We start from the raw sequence: 14,620 nt of genomic DNA, 5'->3' as shown, positions 1-14,620 counted from the left end.
CTACAGGGGTGGGCTGTATTTAACGGCTGCCGCTGCCCGCGATGGCACGTTCAGGCTTCTCAACAACCCCGACACATGGATGCGCACGGTAAACGGCGAAATATCCAGGGCCTTGGCGATTTCCTTGTTGGTCTTGCCTTGGGCGATCAGCCGCAACACCTCCTGCTGGCGTGCAGTCAGGGTGTTGGTGTCCAGGGGCAACAGCCCGGAGGGGGCGAATTTGACCAGCACCTCGCCCTGGCGGATGGCGAGCAGGGCCTGGCCGATTTCTTCGGGGGCGATGTTTTTGCCGATAAAACCGTCGGCCCCCAGCGCCATCACCTGTTCGATCAACAACGGGTCATCGACCATCGACACCACGATCAATGTGGTGCGCCGCAGTTGCTGGCGCAGTTCGCCCAACTGGCTGATGCAGGTCAGGCCGGGGAAGCGCAAATCAAGGATCAGGGTGTCGACTTCGCTGCCGCTCTTGAGCATCTGCAGCACGGTGTCCAGGTCGCCGGCCTGTTCCACGCAGGCCTCGGGCAGCAGGCGTTGCACGGTGCGCAGCATGCCTTCGCGAAACATTGGATGGTCGTCGGCGATGATGATCCGGCATGTCATGGGGTGCTCCTCCCTGGGGCCAGGTTGTCCTGTGGCGTGCTACTTTACCACTCTGTTCACCGCCTGCCTGCCGGGTACACAGATAAGACGATGACCGTACAAGGACGTTGCCCATGAAGTTCGTGAAAGACGCCGAACTGGACCAAGCCAACCTGCGTATTGTGGTGGCCGCCTGCGCCATTGTGTACATCGGCCTGCTGGGCTTTTTGCCGGGGCAGTCGATGGACCGCTATGTGCCGGTGATTATCTACATCTGCGGGTTCCTGCTGGTCTCGATTGCGCTGCGCCAGGTGATTGCACGCTGGCCCGGGCATTATCCGGCGCGGCGGGTCTTCGGGATGATCCACGACTACACCGGCACCTCGTTCGGCCTGGTGGTGGGCGGTGAGGCGGCGTTGCCGCTGTATGCGGTGATGGTCTGGGTCAACCTCGGCAACGGCATGCGCTACGGTTCGCGCTACCTGGCGATTGCCACGGGCCTGGCGTTGCTGGCGCTGCTGATTGTGTATCGGCTGACCCCACTGTGGCAGGCGCAGCCCTTTATGGTGCTGATGCTGATGATCACCAGCACGGTGATCCCGGTCTACGCCCACCTGCTGCTGGAGCGCACGCGCAAGGCGTCCGAAGAAGCCATCGCCGCCAACCTGGAAAAATCGCGCTTCCTCGCCCAGGCCAGCCATGATCTGCGCCAGCCCATCCACTCCATCGGCCTGTTTACCGCCTGCCTGCGTGAAGCGCGCTTGGGCGATGAAGAACGGCGGCTGGTGGACAATATCGACCGTTCGCTGCTGAACGTGTCGCAATTGTTCCGCTCCATTCTCGACCTCTACACCTTGGACAACGGCCGGCTGCTGCCCAAATACCAGGTGGTGCACCTCGGTGAGTGGCTGGCCGACCTGCTGCGGCAAAACGCTGAAGCCGCCCGCTGGGCTGGGGTAGAACTGCGCCTGCGCCCCTGCGCCCACTGGGTACGGGTGGATCCTGCGCTGTTGGCAACCATGGTGCAGAACGTGCTCTCCAACTGTTTCAAATACGGCGGCCAGCGCCCGGTGCTGATCGGCGTGCGCCAGCGTGGCGGCGAGGTGATGGTGGAAATTCACGACCAGGGGCGGGGGATTGCCGAGGAACATCTGCCCCGGGTGTTCGAGGAGTTCTATCGTGTGCGCCAGTTGCGCGACAAAGACGTTGAAGGCGTCGGCCTGGGCTTGTCCATCGTCAAGCGCCTGGGGCTGTTGATGGGCATGGACGTGGCGCTGCGCTCACGGGTGGGCCGGGGCACTTCGGTCAGCTTGCGCGGCTTGCCCCTGGCGACCGCGACCCATCAACCGGTGGTGCGTGACGATGCGCGCCAGGCAGGGCTGCTGACCGGTTTGAAGGTGTGCCTGGTGGAAGATGACCACAACGTGCTGCTGGCCACCCAGGCGTTGCTGGAGCGTTGGGGCTGTGAGGTGCAGGCCGAATCGAGCGGGCATAACCTGGTCAGCGATTGCGACATCATCGTCGCCGACTATGACCTGGGCAACCACGCCACCGGCATCGAGTGCATCGACCACCTGCGCGCGCAGCGCGGGGTGGCGGTGCCGGCGCTGATTCTGACCGGGCATGACGTGGAGAAGATCCAGGCGGCGCTGCACGACCGGCAGATCGCCATTTTGTCCAAGCCAGTGCGCCCCGCTGAACTACGGGGCACCCTGCGCGACCTCAGCCAGGGTTAGTTAAACGGCGTCAACGCGTTACCCCGGGCACCCTTGGGTTGGCAGTAGGCAGCGGGTTTCATCAGGCCGAAGCTGGCCACGGCAAACATCCCGCCGCTGGCACCGCTGGGCACGGAGCAGTTGTAGTCACCGGAAGCGGTGCTGGCGATGTAATAGGTGGTCATGGAGTCGCTGCGTACATTGGAAACACGCTTGACCGGCTCGCCTAGGTTGGTTTCCGAGAGGGTCTTGAGATGATCTTCGGTGGGTTTGATATTGCTGCAACCGGCAACGCCGATCATCAGGGCACCCAGCAGCGCCAGGCGGGTAACAGGGGAGTGCAGTTTCATGGTGTGTCTTCCTTGGGGTTGTTTTGGTGTTTTCAACGCACAACGATCCCTTGCACGGCGGGTTCGACGTGCTGGCGGGGAGCGTTGGGGGTGCCGGCGAATATAGCGCCGGGCGCCTGCGGGGTCGATTAGCACAAGTGTGCTAATGGCACCTTGAGGTCACGGCAAACACAGTTAATTCAGGGAGATTCGAATGCTGCAAATCAGACGCGCCACCCACGACGACGGCCCCATCGCCTTCGACATCCGCCTGCAGGCGATCCGCAGCCAATGCATCGGCGCCTACCCCGTCGAGCAGATGCTGACCTGGACCCGTGGCGCCGCCGAGGACGGTTACACCGCGCTGATGGCCAAGCCGTTCTACCTGGGTTGCGTCGATGGCGAGCCGGTCGCCACCGGCATGCTCGACCCGGACCATCGAGAAGTCGGTGCGCTGTTTGTGCTGCCCGGTTATATCGGGCGCGGGTTTGGCGGGCAGATGCTCGAGCACCTGGAGCAGGTGGCGCTGGAGCTGGGGATTGAGGAGGTGGTGCTGGACGCGACGTTGAATGCTGCTGATTTCTATCGTGGCCGCGGTTACGAAGGCGGCGAGCAGTCGATCTATCATTCGCCTACGGGGCTGGAGCTGGCGTGTGTGCCGATGGTCAAGCGTCTGACTGTTTGAACGCGGCGCGCAGGCGCTCGATCACGCCCGGCACCGTGAGCCCGGCCGTCGCGGGTGGCGTCGGGTTCTCACCGAACTCGCGCCAGATAAACAGGGTGAGTTCGGCCCCATCCGTCGCCGCTTGCCCGTTGCTGCCAGCGCCGAAGTCTTGCAGCACCCGGTAGCGCTCATCCTCCCAGAACAGCGTTTCGACCCAGTCATAGACCGGGATCAAATGAAAGTGCAGCGGGAAGCCGGGCATATGCCCAAAGCGGCTGATGTATAGCCACTTGGGTTGGAGCTGTACTTCCATCACCTTCTGGGTTTTCGCCAGTAGGCCACCCATTTGCGCCAGGGCCGCGTCGGGTAGGTCAGCCAACGAGCTGATTGGCGTCTTGGCCCCCAGCATCAAATAACCGGGCAGGGCCGAGGCCAGGTGATGGTTGAGCAGCCAGTGTTCGGTTTCGTGGAGGATATGGGACGGAGCAATGTGCATGGCCGGGCACCTAGGTCGGGCCGGCAGGATACCAAAGGCAACTCCCTGTATGGTGGAATACAGCCCTGGCTACCTGGCTGACCACTGGTGTTGGCGCGGGCATGTGTTGTTGTGCCTGGAGTGGGAGTTGCAGACCGAACTGGAGGATGGCCGTCAGTTCACCCTGACGGCGGGGATGAGTTATCAGGTGGGCAATGACAGGGACGGGCACCGGTCGAGCACAGCAACCGGGGCTAGGCTGTTTATTGTGGATTGATTTGTCGTCCATCGGCCGAGACGGATCCATCGTGGGGTTTTCAGAGTTCGGTGCCCCAGCAAAACTCCCGCATTTGATGGGCGGTGCGGCACAAAACTCTGCACCCGGCAAAGATCCCCTGTGGGAGTTGGATTGCTCGCGGTGGCCATAGGTATCCTCATCTGGGTATGTGTACATATCCATTGCTGCGGTCACGGCCACTTAGGGTTCCGCCCTTACGGCGGGTCACTTTCGAAGAGCGCGAAAGTAACCAAAGCGCTTTTGCCCCACCACTCGGTGCCTCGCCTAGGCTCGGCATGCCCGCAGTCAGGCATTGCTCCGTGGGCCCGCCGCGATCGGCCATCCATGGCCGTGTCGCGGCTACCCCGGCATCCATGCCGGGGTGCCCACTGCGCAATACCTGCCTGCGGCCATCGTGGTTTAACGGGGCGCCTAAGATCAAAAGCAGAGCAACAGCAACAGCAGAACCAGAGCGCGAAGCTGCATTCCCCTGTAGGAGCTGGCTTGCCTGCGATGACGCCCGAAAGAACACATCAGAGTATCTGGTATTCATTCGTCATCGTTAACGACCATCGCGGGCAAGCCCGCTCCTACAAGGGTACGCGTACGCTTCGATGATCAGGTCGGCTGTCAGGCCGCCTCGCTTTGCTTGTGATTTTGATCTTAGGCGCCCCGTTAAACCACGCTGGCCTTCATCCGATATTGATTTGGGGGGTAAACCGGCAGGACGCCGGTTTAGCCGCGCTGGGCCATGGATGGCCCATCGCGGCGGCCCCCCAAATCAATGTCGGATGACGGGCACACCGAGCCTGGGCGAGGTGCCGAGTGGTGGGGCAAGAGCCCTTTTGGTTACTTTTGGCTGGGCCGGCACTCCGGGCTCTTTTCCAAAAGTGACCCGCCGTAAGGGCGGAACCCTAAGTGGCCGTAACCGCAGCAATGGATATGTACACAACCCCAAGAACCACGAAAGAGATGTGTAAATACCTATGGCCACCGCGAGCAAGCCAGCTCCCACCCTCAGGATCAATGGTTCATATGATGGCCGTCAGCACTGCCCAGGCTGCGGGCCGGCGCCTGGATTTCGAGGGTCTGCTTGTCACCCTTGGCATCTTCCACCGTCAGGGTCAGCGGCACTTGGTCGCCTTCCTTGATCTGGCCCGTCAGGCCCATCAGCATCACGTGATAGCCCTCGGGATCGAGCTTCACCGCCTGGCCGGCCGGGAGTGCCACGGCGTCCACCGGGCCCATGCGCATGACGTCGTCTTTCATGCTCATCTCATGAATCTGCACATCCTTGGCCACCGGCGACTTGACGCTAAGTAGTTTGCTGTCGCTGTCGGCGGTGAGGGTCATGAAGGCCCCGCTCGAATGCTGCCCCGGCACGGTGGCGCGAGCCCAGGCGTCGCTGACCTGCACCTGGGCGCTGGCGTGGGCGGCCAGACCCAGCAGGGAAAGACCGAGGGCGATGCGCTTGAGGGTATGGACAGCAGTCATTAGCAGACCTCCATGACGGTGAGCAGGTCTTCTGCGCACTCTTTGGCGTTAAGGGATGCCGACAGGCCCAGGCGCAGGTTGCCGCGGGTGTCGAACACAAAACTGGTGGCGGTGTGGGACAGGGTGTAGGTGTCGCCGGCGGGGATCTTTTCATAAAAGATCCCGAATTCCTTGGCGGCCACGGCGATTTCTTCCGGCGTGCCGTAGAGCGCTTCGAAGCTGGGGTCGAAGGCCTTGACGTAGGCGTCGAGCACCTGGGGCGTGTCGCGTTCCGGGTCCAGGGTGATAAAGATCACCTGCATGATTTCGCCGTCGCGGCCCATCATCTTCTTGGCCTGGGCCATGCGCGCAAGCGTGGTGGGGCACACGGCCGGGCACTGGGTGAAACCGAAGAACACCACCGGCATCAGGCCGCGGAACGAACTCAGGGTGACGGTCTCGCCGTCGGTGTTCTTGAGCTTGAACGTGCGGCCCATGATCTTGTCGCTCAGGTCCTTGCCGTACTTGAAGTTCAGCTTGGGGCCGGTGTCACAGCCGCTCAACAGGCCCAGGCCCAGCAGGCCCATACCGGTGAGGACCTTGCGACGGGTGAATAACGTACTCATGAAATGGGCGTCCCGTGAAGCGCCTGACGGCTGCGCATAACAGGTCAGTCAGGCTTTGAAAAGCGGTGAACAATAAGGCTGGGTAGTCTACCGGCCTTGATCACGCTTGATAATCTGCGACGTTCTGCCACAGGGGCGGTGGCCACCTTACCAGCCAGGGCGCTGATTGAGTCTGTGGCACACTGTCGCAGAGACCGCCAAAGGCCCGCCGCACAAGGCGTTGGGCAAATGTTTCAACGATTATCAGGGCCCTTGACCGGCATCAAGGCGCCGCTCGTCCGCACTGGGGCACAGTCACGGTACAAGGACCGGCCACCGTGAGGCTCTGATGCTCTATCTCCTGTTCCTGCTGGCCCACCTGTTCGCGGCGCTGATGTTTATCGGCACGGTGTTCTTTGAAGTGTTGATCCTTGCCAGTGTGCACAAGCAACTGCCGGCCCGCGTGATGTTGCTGGTGGAGCAGGGCATCGGCCGCCGCGCCAGGGCCTTGATGCCGTGGGTGCTGCTGGTGTTGTTTGGCGCCGGGATCGGCATGGTCTGGTTGCGCTATCTGCCAGTGCTGGCGGCGCCATCGAGCTCGGCATTCGGTGCCTTGCTGACCCTCAAGCTGATCCTCGCCGCCAGCGTGCTGATGCATTTTTTGCTGACGGTGTGGTTGATGCGCCGTGGGCGGGTCAGCGCGGCCTATTTGCGCTTCGTCCATCTGAGCCTGTTCTGCCATATGGTTGCCATTGTGTTGCTGGCCAAGAGCATGTTCTACATCACCTGGTAAACGTCGGCGCTTGATGCATATCAAGGTGCGCTGCCCGGTCGCACCGCACAATGACCCACCGTAGCCAGACCCGGAGGCCGTCATGCTCACTGTCATTCATCCCGCCCGCGAGTGGCGCCTGCGCCGTGACCAAAGCGTGTTGGACCAGGGCCAGGTCGACATCGGCAAATTCCATCCGGGCATCGGCTCCCTCGACCTGCTGCGCGCCTTGCGCAGCAGCCGTCAGCGCCAACGCCCGCTGGCGCTGAACCTGCAGTGGCCGGCAGGCCTGGTGGCGGATGACTACCTGGGCGCGCTGGAGCAGGAAATCCACCTGGTCGGTTGCCACGTGGGCGGCCGGCAACCGGTGGACCAATTCCATCTGGGCGGCGCCACCCCGGCGATCGCCGACCTGCAACGCTTGATGGCGCACCTGCGCAGCCGCCTGCATTTTCTTGAGCATGACCAGGGTGACTACAGCCTCGACCTCGACCCGCTGCACACCGACTGGGCAACCATGGGCCTGTTGCGCGACCTGGGGTTCAACCACATCAATATCGGCGTGCCGGATGCCAGTGCCGAGGCCACGCCGTCGGTGGCCGGCTATCAGGACCCGGCCCCGATCCAGTCGCTGATCGACGCGGCGCGCACCTTCGGCTTTCGTTCGGTGAATGTCGACCTCGGCTACGGCCACGCCTGGCAGACCTGCGACAGCTTTGCCGCCAAGCTGGCCAGCCTGATCGCCCTGGAGCCGGACCGCCTGCAAGTGTTCGACTATGCCCAGGCGCCACGGCGTTACCAGCAGCAGCCACGGCGTGCGCTGTCGTCGAATGTCGACAAGTGTGGCATGCGCCGCATCGCCTTCCAGCGCCTGGAGGCCGCCGGTTATCACTACATCGGGCTGGGCCAGTTCGTACGCCCCGACGACGACCTGGCACTGGCCCAGGAGCGTGGGCACCTGAGCCGCAATTGCCAGGGTTTTACCCGGCACGGCTACTGTGACCATATCGGCTTTGGCCTGGGCGCCATCAGCCAGCTCGACACCCTGTATGCGCAAAACACCGAAGACCTGGCGCGCTATCGCCAGCAACTGGACAGCGACCTGCTGCCCACCGCCCGCGGCTGGCGCTGCGAGGCCGGCGACCAGATCCGCCAGCATGTGATGGAGCGCCTGGCCTGTGACCTGGAGTTGGACATCCAGGCCCTTGAGCGCCGCTATGGGGTGATTTTTTCCCGCTATTTCTCGGCGATCTGGCCGCTGCTGGAGCATCTGCACCAGGACGGCCTGATCGACCTGTCCGAGCGCTTCCTCTGTGTGCTGCCAGCGGGCCGGCAGCGGGTCGAAGCTCTATGCGCACTGTTTGACCGGGCAGGCAGCGCGGTTCCCCCTTGCTCCAACGATGAGACCATCGATCATGAAAGCGTTTGAGTTCAACCGCGCCCTGGTGCAGAAATACGACCGCCCGGGGCCGCGCTACACCTCGTACCCGACCGCGCCGCAGTTTCACTCAGCCTTTGCCCTGGACGATTACCAGCAGGCGGTAGCGGCCAGCAACCAGGCGTTGGCACCCAAGGCGCTGTCGGTGTACATCCATATCCCGTTCTGCCAGAGCCTTTGCTACTACTGCGGTTGCCACAAGATCATCACGCGCAAGACCCATCGCGCCGTGGAGTACCTGGGCTACCTCAAGCGCGAAATCCAGATGCAGGCCGCGTTGTTCGACCGCACGCGGCCCCTGACCCAATTGCACCTGGGCGGCGGTACGCCGACCTACCTCGACGATGGGCAACTGGCCGAATTGATGGACTGCCTGGCCCAAGGCTTCAGCCTGGATACCAGTGACAATCATGAGTTTTCCATTGAAGTGGACCCGCGCACCATCAGCGTGGAACGGATCCACAACCTACGCGGGCTGGGCTTCAATCGCCTGAGTTTTGGCGTGCAGGACTTTGATGCCGATGTGCAGGCGGCGGTCAATCGCGTGCAGAGCGAAGAGCAGATTGTGCAATTGGTCTTGGCAGCCCGGCAGGCAAGGTTCAAGTCGATCAGTGTGGATTTGATCTACGGCCTGCCGTTGCAGACCGTGGCCAGCTTCGACGTGACCCTGGGCAAGCTGATTGCCCTGCGCCCGGACCGCGTGGCGGCCTACAGCTACGCGCATTTGCCCACGCAAATCCGTGCCCAGCGCATGATCCGCCCCGAAGACATGCCACCGCCCGAGCGCAAGCTGGAACTGCTGGAATTGACCATTCGCCGGCTGACCGAGGCGGGCTATGTGTATATCGGCATGGACCACTTTGCCTTGCCCGACGACGAACTGGCCCTGGCCCGGGCCAATGGCACCTTGCAGCGCAACTTCCAGGGCTACTCGACCCATGCCGATTGCGATCTGATCGGCCTGGGCGTGTCGGCCATCGGCAAGGTGGGCGACAGCTACAGCCAGAGCGTCAAGGAGTTGTCCCAGTACTACGCGCGGATCGACGCCGGGCTGTTGCCGGTGCAGCGCGGCTACCGCCTGAACGCCGATGACGTGCTGCGCCGTGACGTGATCAACGGCCTGATGTGCCACGGGCGCATCGACTTTGCCGGGGTCGAGGCCGGGCATGCGATCCGTTTTACCGAATACTTTGCCCACGCGTTGTCGCGGTTGGATGAGCAAGTGGCGGATGGCTTGCTGCACATCGAGGACGATGCCGTGCAGCTGTTGCCCCAGGGGCAACTGATGGTGCGCAGCGTGGCGATGGCCTTTGATGCGTACCTGGGCGGGCAGCAAAAGGGCCAGTTTTCGCGCACGGTCTGAGCCGTTGGCGTGCTGTAGGAGCCGGCCAGCCGGCTCCCGCAAGGCTACGTTCCGGCAACCGAGTTGGTGCGCTCCACTTCTTCCACCAGCTTATCGATCCCTTCCAGTCGCACCCGGTTATCGTGATCCCACGGATGAAACCCCGGCTTGAAGTAATGCAGCCACGGCCGCGCCATGCGCGGGAACACGCCCTTGGGGCCGTAGAGAAACTTCAGCATCCGCCAGAACCCCTTCAGATGCCCGCCCGCGCGGCGGTCGGCGATCAACAGGCGCAGGTGGAAATCAAACACCACCAGCCAGAAAAACACCGTGGTGAACAGCATGGTCCCGGTGCGCAGCAAGTAACGCTTGGGCCCCGGCTTGATCACGCTGTTCCACACATCAAAGGCCACGGCCTTGTGCTCGGTTTCTTCGAGGGCGTGCCAGTACCACATTTGCTGGTAGCCCTTGAGCGAATCACCAAAACGGGTGGGGTCGCTGAGCAGGATCTCCGCGAGCATCGCCGTGTAGTGTTCCAGGGCGATGGTCACCGCCAGGTTGAAGGACGGCGGCAAGTGCTTCTTTTGCAGGTCGAGCATAAATTTCAAGCGCCGGTCGAGCAGATGGGCCGGCAGGCCGGCGGCTTGCAGCAGGTCGTTGTAGGCCACGTGTTCGCGGCTGTGCATGGCTTCCTGGCCGATAAAACCCTGGATCTCCTTTTTCAACGCCGGGTCGTCGATGCGCTGGCGATAGTGGCGCACGCTGTCCATGAAGAACAGTTCGCCCTGGGGAAACAGCAACGACAGGGCATTGAAAAAGTGCGTGATGAACGGGCCTTGCTCATGCCAGTCCTTGATACGCTCGGCGGGCAGGACGAAATGCAGGTCGCGGCGAATGGGCAGCATCATGGCGACTCCTGTTCAGTGATGGGGTTGGGCAGCGGTGCCTTGCGCTTTTTCGGTGCCATGCGCCGGCTGGCAAACACCACCAGTGCCTGGTAGGCCGCTGGCAGGCAGCGCGCGAGCAGGTCCAGGGCGTAGGCGTCGCGGCCGATCAGCACACGGCGCTTGTTCTTGCGCACGCCTTGCAGGATCACCTTGGCGGCCTGGTCGGCGTCGGTGATAAACAGTTTTTCGAAGTCGGCGCGGGCCTGTTGTTCGCTGTGGATCAGGAACCCGGTCATGTTCGCGTCGATCCGGCTGCTGCGGCAGATGTCGGTACGGATCCCGCCGGGATGCACGCAGGTGGCCGAGACGCCGCTGCGTTGCAAATCCAGCTCCTGGCGCAGGGCTTCGGTGAAGCCGCGCACCGCGAACTTGGTGGCGTTGTAGCCGCTCATGCCGGGCTGGGCGAACAGGCCGAACACGCTGGAGGTGTTGACCACATGCCCGTCGCCACTGGCCTTGAGGTACGGCAGGAAGGCCTTGGTGCCGTACACCACACCCCAGAAGTTAATGCCGACGATCCACTCCAGGTCGGCGTAGTCCACACCTTCCACGGTGCTCGACAGGGCCACCCCGGCATTGTTGAAAATCAAATTGACCTGGCCGTGTTCTGCCGCGCAACTGGCGGCCCAATCCTCCATGGCCTGGCGGTCGGCAACATCCACCTCCCGCGAGGTCACGCGGATCGGCGCCAGGGTGCTGCGCTGGATCAGCTCCACGGTTTGTTGCAGCCCGGCCTGGTTCTTGTCTGCCAGGGCCAGGTGGCAACCCTCGCGCGCCAGGGCCAGGGCCAAGGCGCGGCCCATGCCGGACGCGGCACCGGTGATGGCCGCCACACGGCCATTGAATGACTTCATGACAGGCTTCCTTCTGCGGTGGCATGGGGTGGCGCGACGGGGCGCGACGGGGCGCCAGTCACTAATGGCGTGACTTGATAATCGCGCAGGGCGAACTGGCGGGTGACCTGCTTGAAACGCCACGTCGAACCGGGCCACAACGTCGTATTTTTGCCGGTGCGCGGGTCGAGGTACCAACTGCGGCAGCCGCCGGTGTTCCAGATGGTGCGCTGGAGCTTTGCCTGGATTTGCTGGTTGTAGGCGCTTTCTACCGCCGGCTTGACCTCGACCGTGGCAATTTGCTGGCGGCGCATCTGTTGCAGGGCATCGAGGATGTAGGTGACTTGCGCCTCGATCATCAGAATCATCGAGTTGTGGCCCAGCCCGGTGTTGGGCCCGACGATCAGGAACAGGTTCGGATAGCCCGGTACGGTGGTGCCCTTGTATGCGTGGGCGCCATCGCGCCAGGCCTCCATCAGGTCGACGCCACCGCGCCCGATGATGCAGTCGCGGGGCAGGGGATCGGTGGCCTGGAACCCGGTGCCGAAGATCAGGCAGTCAGCCGGGTGCTTGATGCCATCGGCGGTGATGACCCCGTCGGCTTCGATCCGCAGCACCGTCTCGGTGACCACTTCGACATTGCTGCGTGACAGCGCCGGGTAGTAGTCGTTGGAGATCAGCACGCGCTTGCAGCCGATGGTGTAGTCCGGCCGCAGGACCTTGCGCAGGGAAGGGCGCGCCACCTGTTTGTGCAGGTGACGCAGGGCGATTTTCTGCACCACTTTCATCAGGCGCGGGTGCAGCGCAAACCCCACCACCCGACCTTCCAGGGCCCAGTAGAAGGCCCCGCGCACCAGGCGCTGGGTGAACGGCAGATGCTTGAACAGCCAGCGCTCAAAACCTGAAATGGGGCGGTCCGGCTTGGGCATGATCCACGGCGCGGTGCGCTGGAACAGGTCCAGGTGCGCCACCTGCGGGGCAATACGCGGCACGAACTGGATGGCACTGGCGCCGGTGCCAATCACCGCCACGCGCTTGCCCTTGAGTGAATAGTCGTGGTCCCAGTGCTGGGAGTGAAAGCGTTTGCCCTTGAAGCTGTCCAACCCCGCAATATCCGGCAGCGCCGGACGGGACAGGCCGCCCATACCCGACACCAGCACCCGCGCACTGACACGGCGGCCATTGCTGAACTGCAGTTGCCAGCGTTGCAACTGCTCATCGAACACCGCCCGTTGCAGGCCCATGCCAAAACGCAGGTACGGCGCCAGTTCAAAGCGCTGCGCGCAGTGCTCCAGGTAGGCACGGATTTCCGCCTGGGGGGCAAACTGCCGGGTCCAGTCGGGGTTGGGCGCAAAGGAAAACGAATAGACGTGGGATTGCACGTCACAGGCGCAGCCCGGGTAGTGGTTGTCGCGCCAGGTGCCGCCCAGGGAGTCGGCCTGTTCGGCAATGAAGAAGTCGTCGAGCCCGGCTTGCTTGAGTTTGATCGCCATGCACAGGCCGGCAAAGCCTGAGCCAATGATGGCGATATCAACGCAATCTGCCGGGCCGCTCGGCGGGGTAGAGGCATTCATAGGGTGTCCCTCGTGGGCTGTGGGCGCCTTACGGGTTTTGACATCGGATGTGCTCCTTTTTTGTTTTTGGCTTTTTAGATAGAACACCATTGCAAAGAAAAATTGTATTTATTATTTTAAAAAAGATTTTAAATAATCTACCTGAAAATATCGCCTACGCTACAACCTTGTCCTTTATGTGCGATTTGTCCGACGGACGAACCTTTACGCACGCAGTTGAAGTCCAGGGTGTGGACGATGGCTGAGGTCTTGACCAATACCGGTCGGATCGCCAGCAGCAGGGAAGCAGAGGACCGAGCTATGGCTGTCGAATGGGTTGTCGCTGCGGGTGTGTTTATGGCTGCCAGTGCGGCGTTATGGGGCTTGAGTGCCTGGATGACGCGCCGTATCGAAGCGGCTGTTCCAAGCAACGGGCGCTTTTTGGAGATCGATGGCGAGCGCTTTCATTATGTAGACGAGGGCAAGGGCCCGCCGCTGGTGATGATCCACGGCCTGATGGGCAGCAGTCGCAACCTGACCTATGCCTTGTCCGCGCAATTGCGCGAGCACTTTCGGGTGATCACCCTGGACCGCCCCGGCTCAGGCTATTCCACCCGGCACAAAGGCACCGGCGCCGACCTGCCAAGCCAGGCCCGGCAAGTGGCGACCTTTATCCAGACCCTGGACCTGGGCCAGCCCCTGGTGCTGGGGCATTCCCTGGGCGGGGCGATTTCCCTGGCCCTGGCCCTGGACCATCCCCATGCGGTGTCCGGGCTGGTGCTGGTGGCCCCGCTGACCCATCCCCAGCGCATGATCCCCCTGGTGTTTCTGTCGCTGGCGGTGCGCCCTGGCTGGCTGCGGCGCTGGGTGTCGCGCACGCTGACCGTGCCCATCGGCATGCTCACCAGTGGCGCGGTGGTCAAGGGCGTATTCGCTCCCGACCCGGCACCGGCCGACTTCGCCACCCGTGGCGGCGGCCTGCTGGGGATGCGTCCCGATAACTTCTATGCCGCCTCCACCGAAATCGGCCTGGTCAACGATTACCTGCCCGATATGGTCAAGCGCTACGCCCAGTTGCGCCTGCCCATCGGCCTGATCTATGGCTCGCGGGACAAGGTGCTGGACTTTCGCATGCACGGCCAGGCCCTGGCGGACAAGGTGCCAGGGCTCAAGCTGCAGCTGGTCGAAGGCCGTGGCCATATGTTGCCCATCACCGCTACCGAGCGGGTGGCGGCATTGGTCGAGCAGGTGGCCAAGCGCAGCAGGCCGCTGGAAACAGCCACAGTCCTGCACCCGCCCTTTGCGTTGGCGAGCAAATAATCATGAGCCCCACGGTGCGGTCGAAAGTCGCTAACGCTTGCCCTAGACACCTGACCGAACGGCTGAAAAAGAGACTGCCCGGTCACGTAAAAAAGGCCTCGAAAAAGTAGTTGACGACCTATCGGTTACGCGCTATTTATTTAAAAAAATATTTCAATATTTATTTTGAAATGATTTTTGAAATGCCTAAGAGCGAATAAAATAATGAAAAAAACGCCTTTTATCGCATGGTTGATTTCAAGTGGCCTTCAGTGCCGCCTGAACCTGTTTCCTGTCTCTTTTGCTTCGCTCTCCC

The 14,620-nt window shown here is 62.4% G+C and carries 14 protein-coding genes and 1 pseudogene; 7 read left to right on the top strand and 8 right to left on the bottom strand.

The features are described from left to right. A complete protein-coding gene (locus HBO05_RS04155) occupies positions 1-603 on the bottom strand; it encodes a response regulator transcription factor (protein ID WP_169957117.1) in 603 nt (200 codons plus the stop codon). 113 nt (positions 604-716) lie between these two features. Between HBO05_RS04155 and HBO05_RS04150 the strand changes: the two genes are divergently transcribed. Then, positions 717-2,318, top strand: coding sequence for a hybrid sensor histidine kinase/response regulator (locus HBO05_RS04150; protein ID WP_172311785.1), 1,602 nt, complete (start codon positions 717-719; stop codon positions 2,316-2,318). On the opposite strand, the gene HBO05_RS04145 is transcribed toward HBO05_RS04150, so the two are convergent. Next, positions 2,315-2,647: a hypothetical protein gene (locus tag HBO05_RS04145; protein ID WP_169957120.1), complete on the bottom strand. Its 333-nt coding sequence runs from the start codon at positions 2,645-2,647 to the stop codon at positions 2,315-2,317. The genes HBO05_RS04150 and HBO05_RS04145 overlap by 4 nt on opposite strands. Positions 2,648-2,840: 193 nt before the next feature. Between HBO05_RS04145 and HBO05_RS04140 the strand changes: the two genes are divergently transcribed. Next, positions 2,841-3,311 (top strand): GNAT family N-acetyltransferase, encoded by a 471-nt coding sequence (locus tag HBO05_RS04140; RefSeq protein ID WP_172311783.1) that lies wholly within the window; start codon positions 2,841-2,843, stop codon positions 3,309-3,311. Here HBO05_RS04140 and HBO05_RS04135 read toward each other — a convergent pair. Then, positions 3,292-3,786: an HIT family protein gene (locus HBO05_RS04135; RefSeq protein WP_169957122.1), complete on the bottom strand. Its 495-nt coding sequence runs from the start codon at positions 3,784-3,786 to the stop codon at positions 3,292-3,294. The two genes, HBO05_RS04140 and HBO05_RS04135, sit on opposite strands and share 20 nt — an antisense overlap. A 49-nt stretch (positions 3,787-3,835) precedes the next feature. On the opposite strand from HBO05_RS04135, the pseudogene HBO05_RS04130 reads away from it, so the two are divergent. Further along, a pseudogene (locus HBO05_RS04130) lies at positions 3,836-4,042 on the top strand (DHCW motif cupin fold protein); the annotation flags it as partial. Between the two features lie 1,023 nt (positions 4,043-5,065). Here HBO05_RS04130 and HBO05_RS04125 read toward each other — a convergent pair. Both HBO05_RS04125 and HBO05_RS04120 read right to left on the bottom strand, forming a co-directional pair. Then, entirely contained in the window at positions 5,066-5,536 is a 471-nt protein-coding gene (locus tag HBO05_RS04125) for a copper chaperone PCu(A)C (protein ID WP_169955791.1), read from the bottom strand. Next, on the bottom strand, positions 5,536-6,141 hold the full coding sequence (locus HBO05_RS04120) for an SCO family protein (protein ID WP_169955790.1): 606 nt from the start codon (positions 6,139-6,141) through the stop codon (positions 5,536-5,538). Before HBO05_RS04120 ends, HBO05_RS04125 begins: the two co-directional genes overlap by 1 nt. Positions 6,142-6,469: 328 nt before the next feature. Here HBO05_RS04120 and HBO05_RS04115 point away from each other — a divergent pair, with 328 nt between their 5' ends. From HBO05_RS04115 to hemN, 3 genes are all read left to right on the top strand, one after another. Further along, entirely contained in the window at positions 6,470-6,913 is a 444-nt protein-coding gene (locus HBO05_RS04115) for a hypothetical protein (protein WP_169955789.1), read from the top strand. 82 nt (positions 6,914-6,995) lie between these two features. Further along, a complete protein-coding gene (locus HBO05_RS04110; protein WP_169955788.1) occupies positions 6,996-8,321 on the top strand; it encodes a coproporphyrinogen III oxidase in 1,326 nt (441 codons plus the stop codon). Further along, the gene (hemN, locus tag HBO05_RS04105; protein WP_262381366.1) at positions 8,308-9,693 is read left to right on the top strand and encodes an oxygen-independent coproporphyrinogen III oxidase; all 1,386 of its coding nucleotides are present in this window, start codon (positions 8,308-8,310) and stop codon (positions 9,691-9,693) included. Before HBO05_RS04110 ends, hemN begins: the two co-directional genes overlap by 14 nt. Before the next feature lie 44 nt (positions 9,694-9,737). Here hemN and HBO05_RS04100 read toward each other — a convergent pair whose 3' ends face one another. From HBO05_RS04100 to HBO05_RS04090, 3 genes are read right to left on the bottom strand one after another with little or no spacing between them, the layout of a single operon-like run. Beyond that, the gene (locus HBO05_RS04100; RefSeq protein WP_170057419.1) at positions 9,738-10,577 is read right to left on the bottom strand and encodes a metal-dependent hydrolase; all 840 of its coding nucleotides are present in this window, start codon (positions 10,575-10,577) and stop codon (positions 9,738-9,740) included. After that, entirely contained in the window at positions 10,577-11,473 is an 897-nt protein-coding gene (locus HBO05_RS04095) for an SDR family NAD(P)-dependent oxidoreductase (RefSeq protein ID WP_172311779.1), read from the bottom strand. The genes HBO05_RS04100 and HBO05_RS04095 overlap by 1 nt, the downstream gene beginning before the upstream one ends. Continuing rightward, positions 11,470-13,026 (bottom strand): NAD(P)/FAD-dependent oxidoreductase, encoded by a 1,557-nt coding sequence (locus tag HBO05_RS04090; protein WP_172311777.1) that lies wholly within the window; start codon positions 13,024-13,026, stop codon positions 11,470-11,472. The genes HBO05_RS04095 and HBO05_RS04090 overlap by 4 nt, the downstream gene beginning before the upstream one ends. 300 nt (positions 13,027-13,326) lie before the next feature. Between HBO05_RS04090 and HBO05_RS04085 the strand changes: the two genes are divergently transcribed. After that, the gene (locus HBO05_RS04085) at positions 13,327-14,325 is read left to right on the top strand and encodes an alpha/beta hydrolase (RefSeq protein ID WP_262381365.1); all 999 of its coding nucleotides are present in this window, start codon (positions 13,327-13,329) and stop codon (positions 14,323-14,325) included. Positions 14,326-14,620 lie beyond the last annotated feature (295 nt).

Origin of the sequence: Pseudomonas sp. WS 5079 (assembly GCF_012985465.1) — a bacterium.
Classification (GTDB): Bacteria; Pseudomonadota; Gammaproteobacteria; order Pseudomonadales; family Pseudomonadaceae; genus Aquipseudomonas.
The sequence above is the reverse complement of the archived record's forward strand: the minus strand, read 5'-3'. Positions and strand labels throughout refer to the sequence as shown.